The sequence below is a fragment of the Aldersonia kunmingensis genome (genome assembly GCF_001646865.1).
GTDB lineage: Bacteria > Actinomycetota > Actinomycetes > Mycobacteriales > Mycobacteriaceae > Aldersonia > Aldersonia kunmingensis.
The window spans coordinates 1-16,588 of record NZ_LRRB01000287.1 but is presented as its reverse complement, the minus strand read 5'-3'; the positions used below and the strand labels follow the sequence as shown (position 1 = coordinate 16,588).

Sequence of the window (16,588 nt, the reverse complement as noted above, 5' to 3'; positions counted from 1 at the left end):
CTCACGCGTTGAGCTACACGTTCGGCCGCGCCGACGTCGCCTATCTCCGTAGCGACGACGGCGCGGCCGCGCTCGTTGCGGCACAAGAACTCCCGCTCACCAACGCATCATTGCTGCGCGATATCGAAACTGCGCGTGCGAAATTCGGTGAACATGCGGCCGCCGTCGTGGAGACCGCGCGGCTGCGGCGCCGTGCCGCAGCGAAGCTGGCCGATGGTGAACGATGGCTGCTCACCGATGATGCGCTGCAGCAGGCGACCCCGACCGCCGTCGCACAGCGGCGAGCGGGTCGGCTGAGCGGTCGCCGGGTGCACGACGTGACCTGTTCTGTCGGTGCCGAACTCGCCGCACTGGTTCGCGAATGCCCAGTCGTGCTGGGCAGCGATCTGGATGCCGTCCGTCTCGCGATGGCGGCGCACAACGTGCCCGGGGCCGGACTCGCGCGAGCGGACGCGCTCGCGCCGTGCACTCGAGGGACAGTGGTCATTGCCGATCCGGCGCGACGCGCCGATGGATCGCGTACCCACGACCCGGCAAAACTGCAGCCCCCGCTGCCCGACTTGATGGATGCGTACCGGGATCGCGACCTCGTCGTGAAGTGCGCTCCCGGACTGGATTTCGACCGGCTCGATTGGGCCGGCGAGATCGAGGTGGTCTCGCTCGACGGCGCTGTGCGGGAAGCCTGCCTGTGGTCGTCGGGACTCGCCGGGGATGGTGTTCGGCGTCGGGCGACGGTGCTCGAAAGTAGCGGCAGTGCAATCGAACTCACCGATGCCGAGCCGGACGATCTTCCGGAGCGTGCGCCAGGGGAGTGGATCGTCAATCCCGATGGCGCAATCGTGCGAGCGGGTCTGGTGCGGCATTACGCCGCGCGGCACGGCCTGTGGCAGCTCGATCCTCGCATCGCCTATCTCACCGGTGACGAGGTGCCGCCCGGTGCCCGCGGGTTCCGTGTGATTTCGCAGATGAAATTCGCGGAGAAGGCGATTCGAGCCGAGCTGACCCGGCTCGATTGCGGTCCGCTCGAGATCCTTGCTCGCGGTGTCGACATCGACCCGGATCGGCTGCGGGCCAAGCTCAAGCAGCGCGGCTCCACGCCGCGGGCATTGGTCATCACCAGGATCGGCAGGGATGCAACGGTATTCGTCTGTGAGGCGGCGCCAGGACGAGCTCACCGGTGACCTGAACAGTCACCGAGCCCGGCGCCCTGATCGCTTCCGTACCGGTGCCCGTGCCCGCGCGGGACCTCCAGTGCGGCAAGCATATCCACGCTGGTCTGCACGAATGACAGGACGGGTAGCCAGCGTGGCATCGGAGCGTCGCGCCGGGCGGCGCCGAGATCGGGTGCTCGGATCAGGAGATCCGGCGACCACCACACCACGGGATCCGACGTGTTCGCGAGTACGGCTGCAGCCCGGGTTGGCACGCGGGACGGCGGGCCCGCCCACAGCACGCTGCATACCCGCGATTCCTCCATCGAACCGAGAGCCGCCGATCCCGCCGCGGCGCCCAGGCTCTGCCCGTAGACATGAAGCCGGGGCCGTTCCTCGTGCGGAATGCGTTGCAGCCGTGCGGAAACCGCATCGACGAGCGCCTGTGCCGCTGCCTCGGCCGACTTGCGACCGAACAGGAAGCTCGCCCAGCTCGGCGCTTTCGAATACTGCATCGCCACGATGGCGACGTCGCCGGCGAACCGAGACTCGACGCCTGCGGTGAAATCCCCGTCGACCCAACCGGAACCGGTCGGGATCGCCACGACGACATTGCTGCGCGCGAGCCCACCCAGCCGCTCCAGTTCGTGCACCGCGCGGGCGGCACGCGAACTCGGCTCGGCGTCGGTGTCGACGCCGACGTACACGCGCACGGTCGCCGGGTTGCCGCCGTCGACGAAACGGCGGCCATGTGCGCCCAGTGACGACCACGCCACCTCCGACACCCCGGGCACGCCCGAGCGGTGACCGGCCGGCGGGACAACATCGGGGTCGATTGTCGCGTTCGCTGTCGCGTAGGCCGTGCTGCGTGACTGCGCGAACTCGGGCGCGAGCACCGCGGCTCCGACGACAACAACGACGACCGCAACGATCGCGACGCGGCGTCCCAGTGCGCGGAGCACAGTGCGCAGTCCGATGGCGAGCCCGACAACGATCGCGGCGACCAGTGCCGCGCCGAGCAGCACCACAACCCAGTGCGCCGCGCCGATCGGCGCCATCCTCATCGCCTCACGCAACCGGTTCTGCCAACGGTGCGCCACCGCAACCGCCACACCACACGTCGCCACACATGCAGCGAACACAACGGTGGATGGGCGCGGCGAGGCCGGGCGCTCGAGCAACACGGCCAAGCCCCACCCGATCGCGAGAAACACACCGCTGAGCACGGCCTGGGTGAGGGCGGGGCGGGGCAACAGCGTCGGGGACAGCGACGCGACGAACAGTGCCGCCGCGACGGCGTAGCCCGCGCTGCTCGGCGCTCTCACGGCGTGCCGAATCGCTGGCGCAGCGAATTAACCGACACCGCAGCGGATGCGACGGTTGCCATGGCCTGGCAGCGGACACGGGCCAGCACGGCGGAGCGCGGCACGCACGCGTCGTGCATCCGTCGATCGAGCGCGTCATCGAGCGCACGGCGGGCCCACCCCCCGGTGGCTGTACCGATGCGGTCGGCGTAGCGCAGCAGGTCGTAGCCCAGGTCATGTGCCTTGCAGGCGACGTCGAACTCGCGTGGCAGCGCTACCGGCGACGAGCAGGAGCCACTCGGTTTGACCAGCAGGCCATCGGTGATGGTCGGCCGGTAGCCGAGCATCGTCGTGAAGTCGGCAGGCAGCAGTGCAGGGTCACCGCCGTCGACCAACGAGGTGATCATCCGGACGGCGGGGTCGATGGCTTCGGTCGGCGGCGCGGCCGACTCTGCGCGTGCCGGGGTACTCGGCAGCAGCACGGCCGCGCACACGAGGACGCTTGTCGCGGCGATGGCGAACCTTCTCGATGGTGGAATGAGCACGTCGGCGACGCTAGGAATCGGCGACCCCGTGCGACCTCACGCCGAGGTGCGGTTTCCGGTGCGCCCGTCGGTGCATCTCCGCGCGCACATCTAGCACCTGGGTATGACGACAGACGGCGGGTATGGTTCCTAGGGTCGAGGCGTGGGCAAGAAACCGAAACGACCCCGACCGATCCGTAGCCGACTGAGCCGAATCAGTGCCAGCCAGTGGTTCGACGCATTTGTCGTGCTGAGCACGTTCGTGCTGTTCGTGGTCGCGTGGTCCACGCTGCACATCACGCACGTGGTGAAACCCGCTCTGATGCCGGTGCAGGCAGCGATCGCGGCATTTCCGCTGCTGCTCATTCGAGCGAATCCGGCAACCGGCTGGGCGTGTTCGGTGCTGGCGGCGCTGGCGTTCGCGATCATTGTCGATCATCAACCGGGCAACTCCCTGCCCTGGCAAGTTGTCCAGATCATCGTGATCATCGCGCTACTCATCGCGGTTTGCCTCACGCTGGACCCGATGCGGGTGGCCATCGCCTGGCTGGTGACGGTCACACTGTTCGTCACGTTCATGCCGTCGGGCGCGCGGGTGTCCTGGGTGGTGGCGTTGAGCGCCGTCGTCGCTTTCGCCGTGCTGCTCCGCCGGCTGGCGAATTCGCGTACCGCGCTGGCCCGGCAGGAGGAACAGAGCGAACTCGAGCGCGCGAAGCGGGCCGTGCTCGAGGAGAAGGCGCGGATCGCGCGGGACCTCCACGACATCGTCGCCCACCACATGTCGCTGGTAGTGGTGCAGGCGCAGACCGCGCAGTACCGGCTCGACGACGTATCACCTTCGGCGCGAGCGGAATTCGATGCCATCGCCGTCGCCGCCCGCGAAGCCCTCAACGAGATCCGAGGGCTGCTTGGCGTGCTGCGCAGTACGGAACAACCGCTCGCCGCCGCCCCGCAACCCGGATTGTCCGACGTCGTCGGCCTGCTGGACGCCACCCGTCGTGCGGGCATCGCGGTGGAGTGGACCCGCACCGGCACCACGTCCGCGGTCTCGGACGCGACCGGACTGGCGCTCTACCGCATTCTGCAGGAGGCACTGTCCAATGCGGCGCGCCATGCACCCGGTTCGCCTGTGCGCGTCGAACTCGTCTGTGACGGCGGCATGGTCGCGCTGACCGTCGCCAACGGCCCGGGTATCGGCGAGCCACCGCCGGGCGGACCGGGCGGCCTCGGCATCGTGGGCATGGCCGAGCGGGCGCGCAGCATCGGCGGCAGCCTCGTTGCTGCACCGTTCGGCGCCGGGTTCGAGGTGCGCGTGCAGCTTCCGATGCGCCCCGCGGATCAGCTGCTCGGCCTTGCCTAGGCTGAGCGGGTGCCCATCACCGTGCTGATCGCTGACGACCAGGCGATGGTCAGGCAGGGCTTTGCCGCATTGCTCGGGGCGCAACCGGACATCTCCGTCGTTGGTGATGCGCCGAACGGGAAAGCCGCTGTTGCCGAGACGAAACGAGTCCGGCCCGACGTCGTACTGATGGACATCCGGATGCCGGAGATGAACGGTCTCGACGCGGCGCAGGAAATCATCGCGGCTCGTTTGGAGCCCGCTCCGCGCGTGCTGATGCTGACCACCTTCGACATCGACGACTACGTCTACGCGGCGCTGCGCATCGGGGCGAGTGGGTTCCTCCTGAAGGACGCCCCCGCCGACGAGCTCGTCCGCGCGGTGCGGGTGGTGGCCGCGGGGGAGTCGCTGCTCGCCCCGACGGTGACCCGCCGGCTCATCGCCGAAGTCGTCCGCCTGCAACGAACGCCGCGCGCGTCGCCGGACCGGCTGACGGTGCTGACGTCGCGCGAACGCGAGGTGCTCGAACTGATCGCGCGCGGACTGTCCAACACTGAGATCGCCACCGCGTTGTTCGTCGCCGAGCAGACGGTCAAGACACACGTCGGCAAGGTGCTGGCAAAACTGCACCTGCGTGACCGCGCGCAGGCGGTGGTACTGGCCTACGAAACCGGTTTGGTCACACCGGGATAGGGCCTACTTGAAGACGAACAGCTCGCCGATGTAGCTCGATGTGAGCACCTCGCCCTTCGGGCCGATCGAGGTTCCCGAGGTCACGCCCCGCGCATCCGGCAGCACATCCGACGCGACCGTCTCGCCGGTCTGCGTGTCGAAGGTGACCAGCGCGAGGTCGTCACTGCCGCTGCGCACCACGGTGTAACCGGTCGACCCCTTCGCCTGAGCGGGCGCCCCGAGTTGATTGAGATCGCGGTCCTCCCACGCCACTTCGGCGCGGTCGCCGGCGTCGCGCAGGGCCAGCAGATGGCCGTTCTCGCCACCCGCAGGAACGATCAGCCCATCGACTATCGCCGGGCTGCCCCACGGCGCGTAGCCCAGGTCGTGCACCCACTTCGTCTTGCCGTTGGTCGAATCCACCGCGATCATCCGGCCGATGTTGTCGCTGACGTAGACGGTCGAGCCGTCCTCCGACAGCACGGGACTCGCGCCCGTGCCGCTGTCGAGCATGTCCGCGCTCCACTTCGGCTCGATGCGCGGGTTGTCGCCGTCGATGTACTGCAGCGCCACTAGCGACGCGCTCTTTGCGCCGGGACGCCAGAGCGTCACGTAGAACTGCCCGGTCTTCATGTCGATCGCGGGGGTGTTGGCCACCGGGCAGGCGGGGCCGCCGGTGACGCAGTCGGACAGGCCCTCGCCGTCGGACCGCACCGGCGTGTTTGGTTCGGCGAGGAAATCGGGCTGACCGACGAGTTGGAACGGTGCGGTCACCCGCTTTCCGGTCTGCTTCGCGACGACGTCGATCTCGCCCAGATGCGTCACGAACAGCACGTTGCCGTCCGGGGTGAACTGGGCGGAGATCGGCGTGCCGACCACCGGCGTGCGCCAGCGGGGTTGGCCGTGCTCGTTGAACGAGTTCATCCCGCCGGCATCGCCGACGTAGATGTTTGTGGCGCCGTCGACAACGGGGGTGGAGGCGCTCACGCCAGGATTGAGCCGGTTGCAGAACCGTTTGCGGCCGTTGCCCATCTGGAAGGAGAACAGATTGCAGCCGGCCTCGGTGTTCGAGGTGACGAACATCTGCCCGTTGGCCGCGATTGTCGTGTACGTGGCGACCGTGCCGCCGATCGGGCGCGACCAGTCCAGTGCGAGCGAGCGCGAGCCCTCGACCTCGGTTGAGTTGCTGTTGCGGGCATCGGAATTGATACCGGGCCAGCCGCCGGCGGACAGGATGTTGCGGTCGGAGATATCCGCCCCGCACGCCGTGCCCAGCAGGGTTGTCGCTGCCAACAGGGCCAGCATCGTCGATCGCAGCATCGAACGGCCGCCTTGGCGACCCTGGAACCCGTCAGTCACAACCCCGCCGTCCCCTCCGTGTGGTTCGCTCGCACGAGACTAGCGGGGCATCCGGTAGGCGCGGGTACCGGCAAGGCGCTGCAAGCGACAAAAGTAGGCTTGCCCGCACCGGACGTAGATATGACCGGGTCCGGTGAAGGACGGGAGGCACGACAGTGACGAGCATGTGGGGCGCACCGCTGCGCACGCGATGGCGTGGCTCGCGTCGGCACGACAGCGAACAGGCGCGTTTCCTGACGCTCGACTCGGCACGCTGGGTACTGGCCAATAAGGCCTACACGCCCTGGTACCTCGTGCGTTATTACCGCCTCGCGAAGTTCAAGCTGGCCAACCCGCATGTCGTGCTGCGCGGCATGGTATTCCTCGGCAAGAACGTGGAGGTCCACGCGACCCCCGAGTTGGCCCGGCTGGAGATCGGCCGCTGGGTGCATATCGGAGACGGCAACGCGATCCGCTGCCACGAGGGTTCGCTGCGCATCGGCGACAAGGTCGTATTCGGCAAGGACAACGTCGTAAACACGTATCTCGACATCGAGATCGGCGCATCGACCCTGGTCGCGGACTGGTGCTACATCACCGATTTCGACCACAAGATGGACGACGTCACGATGCCGATCAAGGATCAGGGCATCGTGAAGTCCCCGGTACGGATCGGACCCGACACCTGGATCGCCGCCAAGGTGACGGTGTTGCGAGAGACCCGCGTCGGCCGAGGCTGTGTGCTAGGCGCGCACGCCGTGGTCAAGGGCGAAATTCCGGACTACAGCATCGCCGTTGGTGCGCCCGCCCGGGTCGTCAAGAACCGCAAGGAAGCCTGGGAGGCCGGTGCCGAGGACCGCGCCGCCTACATCGCCGCGCTCGAGGACATCGCGCGGAAGAAAGCCGCGGCGGGCGAAGCGGCAGCGGTCACCAGCTAGTCGCGCACTTTTGGTGCGGCCGCGCACGCCCAGGCGTGCGCGGACACCTGAAAAGGTGGGCGCTGGGGGTGCCCCGGATCGAGTGCGCTGTTCTCGGATCGCGCGCGTTAGCAGGGTCAAGACCTCGCCGCGCACCTTTTGCGACGCTCGCGCACGCCCAGGCGTGCGCGGACAGATGATCGGCTGCGCGTTCGCCGGGTGCAGGACCCGGGAACCGAAACGCGTGCCGCCGCAGCGCAATCGCGGATCGGCGTGTCGGAGGGACGGCGTACCGTTCGCGGCATGACCCGGTACGCGGCACTCCTTCGAGGGATCGCGCCGAGCAATCCGAACATGACCAACGACAAACTGCGGGCGGTGTTCGAGGGGCTGGGCTTCGCGAAGGTGAGTTCGGTGCTGGCCAGCGGAAACATCGTGTTCGGCGCGGACGAGTCCGACGTGGTTGTACTGGAAAACCGCATTCAGCAGGCGTTGCACGCCGAGCTCGGCATAGGCGGCGCCACGATCGTCCGCAGTCACGCCGAATTGCGCGCCCTGCTGGACAGCGACCCATTCCCGGGGCTGACACACGCGCGCAGTACCTATCTGACCGCGACGTTTCTCAAGGACGGCGCACGCTCCGATCCCGGCATGCAGTCGGCCCCGGAAGGTCCGGGCACCCACATCGTCGGCTACGACCCAGTGGCGCGGGTGTTCCTGGCGGTCATCGACAACAGCGAGCAGGGGAAGGCGTCCAGCTTCATGGGGTGGCTGGAACGCACTTACGGCAAGGACATCACGACGCGAACCTGGCTTACGGTTCAGCGCATCGTTGCCAGACTCGAGCTGTGACCGTAGCCGTCAGGTACCCAGATCCCGTTCCGGCAGAGGCCGTTCCACGATGTCCGGACGACCGAGCGGATGCCGCACACGCCGCTTGGCGCTCTGGTAGACCTGCGAGGTCTCCGCCGCGACCACATGCCAGTCGAAGTCCTCGGTGAGGCGTTCGCGCGCCGCACGGGCACGCTCCTGAGCCGCGGCGGGATCGTCGAGCACCTCGCGCACGGCCGACGTCAGGCCCGCGACATCGCCGGGCAGGAACGACAAACCCGTCTCGCCGTCGACGACGGCCTCGCCCAGACCACCCGCGGTGGATGCGATCAGCGGCGCGCCGGCTGCGGCAGCCTCGAGCGCGATGATGCCGAACGGCTCGTACCGGCTCGGCAGCACGATCGCGTCGGCGCCATGCAGCCAGCCGAGCAAGTCATCGTGCCCGAGATTGCCGACAAACGTCACCGACCGGGCAACGCGATGCTGGCGCGCGAGCTCGCGCAGCCACTCGATCTGGGTGCCCTCACCGGCGATGGTGAGCGTCGTGCCGGGATGGGTACGCCGGATCCGTGGCAGCGCGGCGATCGCGTCCTGAATGCCCTTCTCGTATTCGAGCCGGCCCACGTACAGCAGCTGCGGCGGCCCGCTGCGCGGCTGCCGCTCGCGGAAACGCCACGTCGTGACGTCGATGCCGTTGCGGATGACCTCGATATGCGGGAGTTTCGGCCCGTACAGCCGGGTGACCTCGTCGCGCATCGAGCCCGAGCAGGTGATCAGCGAGTCGGACTCGTTGGCCAGCCACCACTCCAGCGAATGCACCTGGCGGTTTACCCGGCCGGACACCCAGCCGCTGTGCCGGCCGGCCTCGGTGGCGTGCAGCGTGGACACCAGCGGCACGTCGAAATGCTCGGCCAGCGCGATCGCCGGGTGCGCGACGAGCCAGTCGTGGGCATGCACCACATCGGGCTCCCACGCGGGGCCGACGCCGGGCTTGCCCAGCGCGATGCCGGCGCGAGTCATCGTGTGGCCCATCGCGAGTGTCCACGACAGCATGTCCTCGCCGAACCGGAACTCGTGCGGGTCCTCGGCCACGGCAACCACGAGGACACCGTCGGTGACATGGGTGTACGTGGGGTGCGTCAGCGCATCGGTGCCCGTCGGACGCCGGGACAGCACCACGATTTCGTGGCCGGCCGAAGCTAGTTCCGTGGCCAGGTGGTGGACATGCCGGCCCAGTCCGCCGACGACGACGGGCGGGTACTCCCACGAGACGATCAGGATCTTCATCAGGTCTCCGTGCACGCAACATCGCCCGGCAGGCGGCGGGCGTCGAGTTGGGGGAACAGTCCGTCCGCGGTAGACCAGCCCTGCGCGAGCCGCAGCGCGCGCTCGTACTGACCGCCCGCGGCTGCCGCGCATATCTCGCGGACGGCATGCGCATGCAAATGCGCGCGGTCACGGGCGTACCCGGCCGCCGAATCCTTGCTCACCATGAACGCCCAGTCGCTGGACACCGCCATCAGCGCCTCACGCAGGATTTGATCGTTGACGGGGTCGCGAAGTTCGACTCCCGCTCCGCGCCGAGTGTCGCGTGCTTTGTCGACGGTGTCGAGGGCCAGGCGCACGACCTCGGCATTGAGGTCGACGAGGTCCTGGACCTGATCGCCGGCCCACACCCGCCAGTCCTTGCCCGAGCCCCACGAGGAATCGGCCAGATCGATCGGCTCACCGACATATCCAGCGGCGCGCGCATCGGCCAGTGTGCCGACGGTAACGCCGGCCTCGGGCAGCGCGCGAAGTACCTGCTCGAGCCACTGCGGGCCCTCGTACCACCAGTGACCGTACAGTTCGGTGTCGAACGCGGCGACGACGAGAGCGGGCCGACCGATGCGGTCCGATTCGCTCTTCAGTCGCCTGCGAACGGTCGCGACGAAGTCGTCTACGTGCTTGCGCACGGCGTCCACAGCGAGCTCGGGATCGTAGGGCGCCTTGTCCGGCCCGTCGACCTTGCGGCCGGTGACCCGCGACGGCTTGAGGCCGGTCTTGTGGTCGTAGGTGTGGAAGTCGCGGTACGCGGCGTGGCCGGGGTAGCCGGACTTCGGCGACCAGACGCGGTAACTGACTTCGAGGTCACGGCCGAACGCGACGACATCGGCTTCGCGGACCGGGCGGCCGAGCGACGTATCGCCGCGCAACGCGGGACCGTCGACCATGAAATGCGTGACACCCGCTGCGTCGTAACCGGTTTCCATGCCCGGCGTGAATCCGCACTCGGGCGCCCAGATGCCTGCGGGCACACGGCCCCAGCGGTGCTTGGCGTCGGCGAGCCCTTCGACAAGCGAGAACGCCCGCATCCGGGCGTCGAGCAGCGGCTGGAACGGGTGGGCGAGCGGTCCACCGAGCAGTTCGATCGCGTCGGCGTCGATCAGTTCACGGAACACCGGCGAGGCGCCGTGGCGCCAGCGCTGCTCGAAATCGGCGAGCGCGTCGGCGGATGCGCGGTGTTCACGCGCGCCGAGCGCACGTTTGGCCGGGTCGGAGTCGAGTGCGGCCTCGTGCGCGCGCAACTGCCAATTGCCCAGCCAGTGGTGCATGCCGGACAGGCAGTGCGGGTCGTCGAGCTGGGCCGCGAGCACCGGGGTGATGCCGAGGGAGAGCAGGCCGGTGCGGCCTTCGGCGGCGAGGGTCCGGAGCACCTTCGCGACCGGAAGGTAGGAGGCGGCCCAGGACTGGTAGAGCCACTCCTCGCCGACCGGCCAGCGGCCGTGGTTGGCCAGCCACGGCAGGTGCGAATGCAGCACCAGCGTGAACATGCCCGGCACGTCGCCGGAATCCGGGCTGGTTTTGGGACTCATGCACGTACCGCGATAGCGACGAGATCGAGGCTGGCGTCGATGTCGTCCTCACGCAGCTCGAAATCCTCGATCCCGATTGCGGCCACATCGGCGGTCAGGTCCGCCGGCCATGGCTCGCCCGCGAGTGCACGCTCGATCTGCGCGTCGATGAACGAACCGCCGTGCTTGGCGTCGAGTGCGCGCAGCGAGGTGCCGTGGTGCACCCCGGTCATCGTGGCAACTGTGAGCCCGGCCGCCTCGAGGAGTTCGGTCATCTCGGCTGCGTTGAGTTCACGGGTGTGGAACGGGTTCAACGGGGTGTCCCGGCCGGGGGAGAAGGTGATCCGGTTCGGCGTACTGATGAGTAGCTGCCCGCCCGGCCGCAGCACGCGGCGGCATTCCTGCAGGAACTGAAGCTGATCCCAAAGGTGCTCGATCACTTGGAAATTCACCACGACGTCGACAGCCTCGTCGGGGAGTGGCAGTTCCGCGAGGTTGCCGTGCAGCATTTCTACGCGCGGGTAGCGGGCGCGGATGTGCTCGACCGCGCTGATGTCGTAGTCGAGACCGATCACCTTGTTGGCGACATCGGCGATCATGTCCGCGCCGTAGCCCTCACCAGCGCCGGCCTCGAGCACATCACGTCCCGCGCAGTGGGAAAGCAGCGCGCGGTAGACCACCTCGTGGCGGCGGAACCAGTAGTTCTCCTCGGCGATACCCGGCACGGTGCGCTCGCCCGTCAGCGGCAGCGAAGCCACGTCCGTATCGGCCCCGGCGTCAGCAGTGTCGTTGTTCACAATTACCTCTCCCACATGGGAGACGGTAGGCCATTGGGGTAAAGCCTTATGCAGCGGGAATACCCCTTGGCGAATAAGTTACTCTCGGGTAACTTGACATGCGGTAATCTGCGCGTTGAGCCAGCGGGCGCCCGAAGTGCGCCGGTGCTGCCCGACACCCCAAGACAGACCAACTACAGGAGGTCGACGGAGACCCATGCCGAACATCGTCGTACTGATCAAGCAGGTTCCCGACACGTGGTCCGAGCGCAAGCTGACCGACGGTGACTACACCCTCGACCGCGAGGCGGCCGACGCCGTGCTCGACGAGATCAACGAGCGCGCCGTCGAGGAAGCGCTGCTGATCAAGGAGGCGCAGGGTGGTGAGGTCACCGTGCTGACCGCCGGTCCGGACCGCGCCACGGACGCGATCCGCAAGGCGCTGTCGATGGGTGCCGACAAGGCCGTTCACGTGAACGACCCGGCCGTCCACGGCTCGGACACCATTCAGACCGCGTGGGTTCTCGCGGGCGCGATCGGCCAGATCGAGGGCGTCGAGCTCGTCATCGCCGGCAACGAGGCCACCGACGGCCGTTCCGGCGCGGTCCCGGCGATCATCGCCGAGTACCTCGGCATCCCGCAGCTCACGCACCTGCGCAAGCTGACACTGGAGGGCGACAAGCTCACCGGTGAGCGCGAGACCGACGAGGGTATCTTCCACCTCGAGGCGACCCTCCCGGCGATCGTCTCGGTCACCGAGAAGATCAACGAGCCGCGCTTCCCCTCCTTCAAGGGCATCATGGCCGCGAAGAAGAAGGAAGTCACCACCTTCACCCTGGCCGACCTGGGCATTGACCCGGAGACGGTCGGCGTCGCGAACGCTGGCACCTCGGTGACCGCCTCCACCCCGAAGCCGGCGCGCACCGCGGGCGAGAAGGCGGCGGACGAGGGCGACGGCGGCGACAAGGTCGCGCAGTACCTGATCAGCCAGAAGATCATCTGACGCGCACCCGACCCGAATAGCTTTCGACTTCCAGGAGACCAGAAACAATGGCAGAAGTACTTGTGCTCGTTGAGCACGCAGAGGGTGCGATCAAGAAGGTCAGCATCGAGCTCATCACCGCCGCCCGCGCACTGGGCGAGCCGTCGGCAGTGGTCCTCGGACCGGCCGGCACCGCCGACAAGCTGGCGGATGCACTGAAGGAAGCCGGCGCGGAGAAGATCTACGCCGCTGAGGGCGACGCCGTCGAGGGCTTCCTCGTGACCCCGAAGGTCGACGTTCTCGCCGGCCTCGTCGAGTCCGCGAGCCCGGCTGCGGTCATCGCCGCCGCCACCGCCGAGGGCAAGGAGGTGACCGGTCGTCTCGCCGCCCGGATCGGCTCCGGTCTGCTCAACGACGTCATCGCGGTCAACGCGGACGGTTCGGCGCTGCACTCCATCTTCGGTGGTGCGTTCACCGTCGATGCCAAGGCCACGGGCGATGTCCCGGTCATCTCGGTGCGCCCCGGCGCGATCGACGCCGCGCCGCAGGCGGGTGCCGGTGCGCGCGTGGACATCGAGGTCCCGGCTCAGGAAGACGGCGTCACCAAGGTGACCTCGAAGGATCCGGTTGCCGGTGGCGACCGTCCGGAGCTCACCGAGGCGACCATCGTCGTCTCCGGTGGCCGTGGTGTCGGTAGCGCCGACAAGTTCTCGGTCGTCGAGGAGCTCGCCGACTCGCTCGGTGCCGCCGTTGGCGCCTCGCGCGCCGCTGTCGACTCGGGTTACTACCCGGGCCAGTTCCAGGTTGGCCAGACCGGCAAGACGGTCTCGCCGCAGCTCTACGTCGCGCTCGGCATCTCCGGTGCCATCCAGCACCGCGCCGGCATGCAGACCTCGAAGACCATCGTCGCCGTGAACAAGGACGAGGAGGCGCCGATCTTCGAGATCGCCGACTTCGGCATCGTCGGCGACCTGTTCAACGTTGCTCCGCAGCTGACCGAGGCGGTCAAGAAGCACAAGGGCTAAATCTCCAGCTCTCAACGGGCCCCGATCACTTCGTGATCGGGGCCCGTTTGCGTTCGGGTGGACGATTGCTGACCACTCGTCGCCGATCCGACCGGGATCCCGGCATTCCGAGCCTCGAGCGGTCGGGCAGCGTCCCGCACTATGGTCGAAACCATGGACTTCGACGAGGTGGCAACGACGACACGTGCGGTTCGCAAGCGGCTGGATCTGGAGCGGCCGGTGGAGCCCGAGATCATCAGCGAGTGCCTGCGCATCGCGACGCAGGCCCCGACCGGCTCGAACAGCCAGGGCTGGCGGTTCGTGGTGGTGACCGACCCGGAAAAGCGGAAGGCCCTGGCGGATTGCTACCGCGTGGGCTGGGAAGCCAGCTACGGCAGCGGTGGCCGGGCGCTCGAGAACATCGCCGAGGACAAGCGCGCCGAGCAGGAACGCGTGGTGGGTTCGGCCCAGTATCTGGCCGACAACCTCGAGCACGTTCCGGTGCATGTGATTCCGTGCCTACTGGGCAAGGTGCCGAGCGGCGCGCCCGGTGCGGCATACGCGGGTTTTCTCGGCTCGATCATTCCGGCCACATGGTCGTTCCAGATGGCACTTCGCAGCCGCGGACTCGGCTCGGCCTACACGACGCTGCACCTGTTCGAGGAAGCGAAAGCTGCTGAGGTGCTTGGTATTCCGGATACCGTCACGCAGGTGGCGCTGATACCGGTCGCCTACACGAAGGGTACGGATTTCAAGCCGGCGTCGCGCCGCCCGGTCGAGGAGATCACGTACTGGAACGGCTGGAAGTCCGGCTCGTAGCGGCGTCGGTCCCGCGGAGATGGGGCGCCATGACTGACGACGAGTTCGCGGAGCGGATCGCCGAGGCGCTGTTCGGTCTCGACGGTGTCGAGGCGGTCGCGCTGGGCGGCTCGCGGGCGGCGGGGACGCATCGGCCGGACAGTGACTGGGATTTCGGGCTCTATTACCGCGGCGACTTCGACCCGGGCCAGTTGAAATCTCTAGGCTGGCAAGGCTATGTCTCGGAGCTCGGCGAGTGGGGTGGCGGGATCTTCAACGGTGGCGCCTGGCTGCAGGTGGACGCGGCACCGGCGGGCGCGGAACACCCCGATATGCGCAAGGTCGATGTGATCTACCGCGATCTCGATATGGTCGAACACGAAGTTGCCGAGGCCAGGGCGGGTCGATTCCATCGCGAGGCGTTGTTGTTCCATATCGCGGGGATTCCTTCGTACCTCATCGTCGCGGAACTCGTGATGAACCGGGTTCTGCGCGGGGTACTGCCTCGGCCCGAATACCCGGATGCGTTGCGCGCGAGCGCCCCGCCCGTGTGGCACGAGACCGCGGAGCTGCTTTTCGACTATGTGCGTGTCAATATCGCGCCGCGTGGGCAGGTCGCCGAGTGTGCCGCGCTCCTCACCTGGGCCGCGATCTGTGTGGCCCAGGAGGTACTCGCCCGTCGCGGGGAGTGGTGCGTGAACGAGAAACTCATCCTCGGGCGTGCAGGGCTGCGCGACATCGATGACGTCATCGCGCGGCTCGACCCGGATCCGGAAGCCTTGGCGCGCAGCGCGAATGACGTTGTGCAGCTGTGCCGGATCGCGCAGGCGGACTGATCAGCTGCTGCCACTACTCCCGGAGAAGATGCAGACCGAGCCGGTGCAGCCGGGCACAACCGTCAGGCCGAAGGGCCGGTTGATGCCGGTCGCCACTGGAGTGGGCGTGCCGCCAGTGATCGGAACCGAAACAACTCTGCCCGCACCGGATTCGGAGACAAAGATGGTCCCGCTGAATACCGAGAGTCCAAACGGGCTGTTAAGTCCGGTAGCGAGAGTCGTTGGCGTGCCACCGAATACCGGGACGGTGATGACACTGCCCCCTTGGGCGCTGCTGATGTAGAGGGCGCCGCCTGCGATGTCGATTCCGGCCGGAAGTGCGATGCCACTGGCCACGGTCGTAGGTGTGCCGCCGGTGACCGGGAGTGAGAGCACCTTGCCCGTCAGTGATTCGGTGACGTAGAGAGTGTTGCCTGCCACCACGATTGCGACCGGGCCCTGGATGCCGGTGGCGATTGTGGTGGGTGCGCCGCCGGTCGCCGGGACTGTGACCACCGAGCCGGCCGCGTTGTCGGTGATGAAGAGCGTGCCGCCGGAGATGGCGACGTCGAAAGCGTCGCTGAACCCGGATGCCAGCGTCGTCGGTGTGCCTCCGGTGGCTGGTACGGACAGCACCGACGTCTTGGTTGTGATGTACAGCGTGCCGTTGGCCTCGGCGACCCCTCCCGGCCCGGTGATACCGGTGACGATCGGCGTCGCGACTCCGCCCGTCGTTGGCGCGGACAGCACGGACCCGGTGCCGTTCTCGACTACGTAGATGGTGCCGGGGGCTGGCGCGGCCGCGGACACGGGCGCGCCTGCACCCAGGGTGGCTGCGGTTGCGAAGACAAGTAGTACCGACGCGATCGCAGTGCGTGTCCTGCGGCCGATAATTGCTGGTGAACGCATCAGGGCTCTCCTCCGTACCAGGTGAACCACGCGTAACAATCGCCACGAAGGTAAACCACACGGATGCGCGATCCGGGGATTTCGCACACGACATCTGCGCGGGTCGGCGTCGGCGGACGATAATCGTGGCCGTACCTGCCCCCTCGGTGAGGACGACAGATGACACCGTTGCAGCAATACATCGCAGAGGAAATCGCCACCGATCACGCCGACGGACTGCTCACCCGCCGTGAGGCCATGCGTCGCCTTGGCCTTCTGGGTCTGGGTATCGCGGCGGCATCATCAGTCCTGGCCGCCTGTTCGTCGGATAGCGACGAGAGTTCCGGCACCGCGACCGCGTCGACGCCGGGCGGCGCGGCAGCCGAGGAGACCACTGCCCCCGAACCGCCGGGAT

16 protein-coding genes and 1 pseudogene are annotated in these 16,588 nt (G+C 67.8%); 10 read left to right on the top strand and 7 right to left on the bottom strand.

The features are described 5' to 3' along the window. Positions 1–8: 8 nt before the first annotated feature. Entirely contained in the window at positions 9–1,181 is a 1,173-nt protein-coding gene (locus A8G08_RS23060; protein ID WP_068279338.1) for a THUMP-like domain-containing protein, read from the top strand. On the opposite strand, the gene A8G08_RS23055 is transcribed toward A8G08_RS23060, so the two are convergent. Then, the gene (locus A8G08_RS23055) at positions 1,172–2,476 is read right to left on the bottom strand and encodes an alpha/beta-hydrolase family protein (protein ID WP_068279334.1); all 1,305 of its coding nucleotides are present in this window, start codon (positions 2,474–2,476) and stop codon (positions 1,172–1,174) included. The genes A8G08_RS23060 and A8G08_RS23055 overlap by 10 nt on opposite strands. Continuing rightward, the gene (locus tag A8G08_RS23050) at positions 2,473–3,000 is read right to left on the bottom strand and encodes a hypothetical protein (RefSeq protein ID WP_157108751.1); all 528 of its coding nucleotides are present in this window, start codon (positions 2,998–3,000) and stop codon (positions 2,473–2,475) included. Before A8G08_RS23050 ends, A8G08_RS23055 begins: the two co-directional genes overlap by 4 nt. A gap of 142 nt (positions 3,001–3,142) precedes the next feature. Here A8G08_RS23050 and A8G08_RS23040 point away from each other — a divergent pair, with 142 nt between their 5' ends. Together A8G08_RS23040 and A8G08_RS23035 are read left to right on the top strand one after the other, a co-directional pair. Then, positions 3,143–4,339 (top strand): sensor histidine kinase, encoded by a 1,197-nt coding sequence (locus tag A8G08_RS23040; protein ID WP_245672962.1) that lies wholly within the window; start codon positions 3,143–3,145, stop codon positions 4,337–4,339. A gap of 9 nt (positions 4,340–4,348) precedes the next feature. Beyond that, positions 4,349–5,011, top strand: a complete 663-nt coding sequence (locus tag A8G08_RS23035; protein WP_068279325.1) for a response regulator — start codon at positions 4,349–4,351, stop codon at positions 5,009–5,011. Between the two features lie 3 nt (positions 5,012–5,014). Here the strand turns inward: A8G08_RS23035 and A8G08_RS23030 are convergent, their stop codons facing one another. Continuing rightward, positions 5,015–6,310, bottom strand: coding sequence for an outer membrane protein assembly factor BamB family protein (locus tag A8G08_RS23030; protein ID WP_068279321.1), 1,296 nt, complete (start codon positions 6,308–6,310; stop codon positions 5,015–5,017). A 194-nt stretch (positions 6,311–6,504) separates the two neighbouring features. Here A8G08_RS23030 and A8G08_RS23025 point away from each other — a divergent pair, with 194 nt between their 5' ends. After that, complete coding sequence (locus tag A8G08_RS23025; protein ID WP_068279318.1) at positions 6,505–7,266, top strand: acyltransferase; 762 nt, start codon at positions 6,505–6,507, stop codon at positions 7,264–7,266. A gap of 282 nt (positions 7,267–7,548) precedes the next feature. After that, complete coding sequence (locus A8G08_RS23020) at positions 7,549–8,097, top strand: DUF1697 domain-containing protein (protein ID WP_068279374.1); 549 nt, start codon at positions 7,549–7,551, stop codon at positions 8,095–8,097. Between the two features lie 9 nt (positions 8,098–8,106). Here the strand turns inward: A8G08_RS23020 and A8G08_RS23015 are convergent, their stop codons facing one another. From A8G08_RS23015 to A8G08_RS23005, 3 genes are read right to left on the bottom strand one after another with little or no spacing between them, the layout of a single operon-like run. Beyond that, positions 8,107–9,363 carry a glycosyltransferase family 4 protein gene (locus A8G08_RS23015; protein ID WP_068279371.1) on the bottom strand — a complete coding sequence of 419 codons (1,257 nt, stop codon included), beginning with the start codon at positions 9,361–9,363 and terminating at the stop codon, positions 8,107–8,109. Continuing rightward, positions 9,363–10,931, bottom strand: a complete 1,569-nt coding sequence (locus tag A8G08_RS23010) for a 1,4-alpha-glucan branching protein domain-containing protein (RefSeq protein ID WP_068279315.1) — start codon at positions 10,929–10,931, stop codon at positions 9,363–9,365. The genes A8G08_RS23015 and A8G08_RS23010 overlap by 1 nt, the downstream gene beginning before the upstream one ends. Then, positions 10,928–11,722, bottom strand: coding sequence for a class I SAM-dependent methyltransferase (locus A8G08_RS23005; protein ID WP_084436758.1), 795 nt, complete (start codon positions 11,720–11,722; stop codon positions 10,928–10,930). Before A8G08_RS23005 ends, A8G08_RS23010 begins: the two co-directional genes overlap by 4 nt. 181 nt (positions 11,723–11,903) lie before the next feature. On the opposite strand from A8G08_RS23005, the gene A8G08_RS23000 reads away from it, so the two are divergent. The 4 genes from A8G08_RS23000 to A8G08_RS22985 all read left to right on the top strand — a co-directional run bounded on the left by A8G08_RS23000 (position 11,904) and on the right by A8G08_RS22985 (position 15,306). Next, positions 11,904–12,689: an electron transfer flavoprotein subunit beta/FixA family protein gene (locus A8G08_RS23000; protein ID WP_068279313.1), complete on the top strand. Its 786-nt coding sequence runs from the start codon at positions 11,904–11,906 to the stop codon at positions 12,687–12,689. Positions 12,690–12,736: 47 nt separating this feature from the next. Further along, positions 12,737–13,693: an electron transfer flavoprotein subunit alpha/FixB family protein gene (locus A8G08_RS22995; protein WP_068279310.1), complete on the top strand. Its 957-nt coding sequence runs from the start codon at positions 12,737–12,739 to the stop codon at positions 13,691–13,693. A 141-nt stretch (positions 13,694–13,834) separates the two neighbouring features. After that, positions 13,835–14,491, top strand: a complete 657-nt coding sequence (locus tag A8G08_RS22990) for a nitroreductase family protein (RefSeq protein ID WP_068279307.1) — start codon at positions 13,835–13,837, stop codon at positions 14,489–14,491. A gap of 29 nt (positions 14,492–14,520) precedes the next feature. After that, on the top strand, positions 14,521–15,306 hold the full coding sequence (locus tag A8G08_RS22985) for a nucleotidyltransferase domain-containing protein (protein ID WP_068279304.1): 786 nt from the start codon (positions 14,521–14,523) through the stop codon (positions 15,304–15,306). Here the strand turns inward: A8G08_RS22985 and A8G08_RS22980 are convergent, their stop codons facing one another. Continuing rightward, a complete protein-coding gene (locus A8G08_RS22980; RefSeq protein WP_157108750.1) occupies positions 15,307–16,194 on the bottom strand; it encodes an NHL repeat-containing protein in 888 nt (295 codons plus the stop codon). A 159-nt stretch (positions 16,195–16,353) separates the two neighbouring features. Between A8G08_RS22980 and A8G08_RS22975 the strand changes: the two are divergent. Then, positions 16,354–16,588 (top strand): annotated as a pseudogene (locus tag A8G08_RS22975) (dienelactone hydrolase family protein); the annotation flags it as partial.

Excerpts from the sequence above, each read along its gene's own strand:
- A8G08_RS22985 (WP_068279304.1), top strand. The coding sequence starts at position 14,521 with ATGACTGACGACGAGTTCGCGGAGCGGATCGCCGAGGCGCTGTTCGGT.
- A8G08_RS22980 (WP_157108750.1), bottom strand. The coding sequence starts at position 16,194 with ATGCGTTCACCAGCAATTATCGGCCGCAGGACACGCACTGCGATCGCG.
- A8G08_RS23000 (WP_068279313.1), top strand. The coding sequence starts at position 11,904 with ATGCCGAACATCGTCGTACTGATCAAGCAGGTTCCCGACACGTGGTCC.
- A8G08_RS23015 (WP_068279371.1), bottom strand. The coding sequence starts at position 9,363 with ATGAAGATCCTGATCGTCTCGTGGGAGTACCCGCCCGTCGTCGTCGGC.
- A8G08_RS22995 (WP_068279310.1), top strand. The coding sequence starts at position 12,737 with ATGGCAGAAGTACTTGTGCTCGTTGAGCACGCAGAGGGTGCGATCAAG.
- A8G08_RS23030 (WP_068279321.1), bottom strand. The coding sequence starts at position 6,310 with ATGCTGCGATCGACGATGCTGGCCCTGTTGGCAGCGACAACCCTGCTG.
- A8G08_RS23020 (WP_068279374.1), top strand. The coding sequence starts at position 7,549 with ATGACCCGGTACGCGGCACTCCTTCGAGGGATCGCGCCGAGCAATCCG.
- A8G08_RS22990 (WP_068279307.1), top strand. The coding sequence starts at position 13,835 with ATGGTCGAAACCATGGACTTCGACGAGGTGGCAACGACGACACGTGCG.
- A8G08_RS23010 (WP_068279315.1), bottom strand. The coding sequence starts at position 10,931 with ATGAGTCCCAAAACCAGCCCGGATTCCGGCGACGTGCCGGGCATGTTC.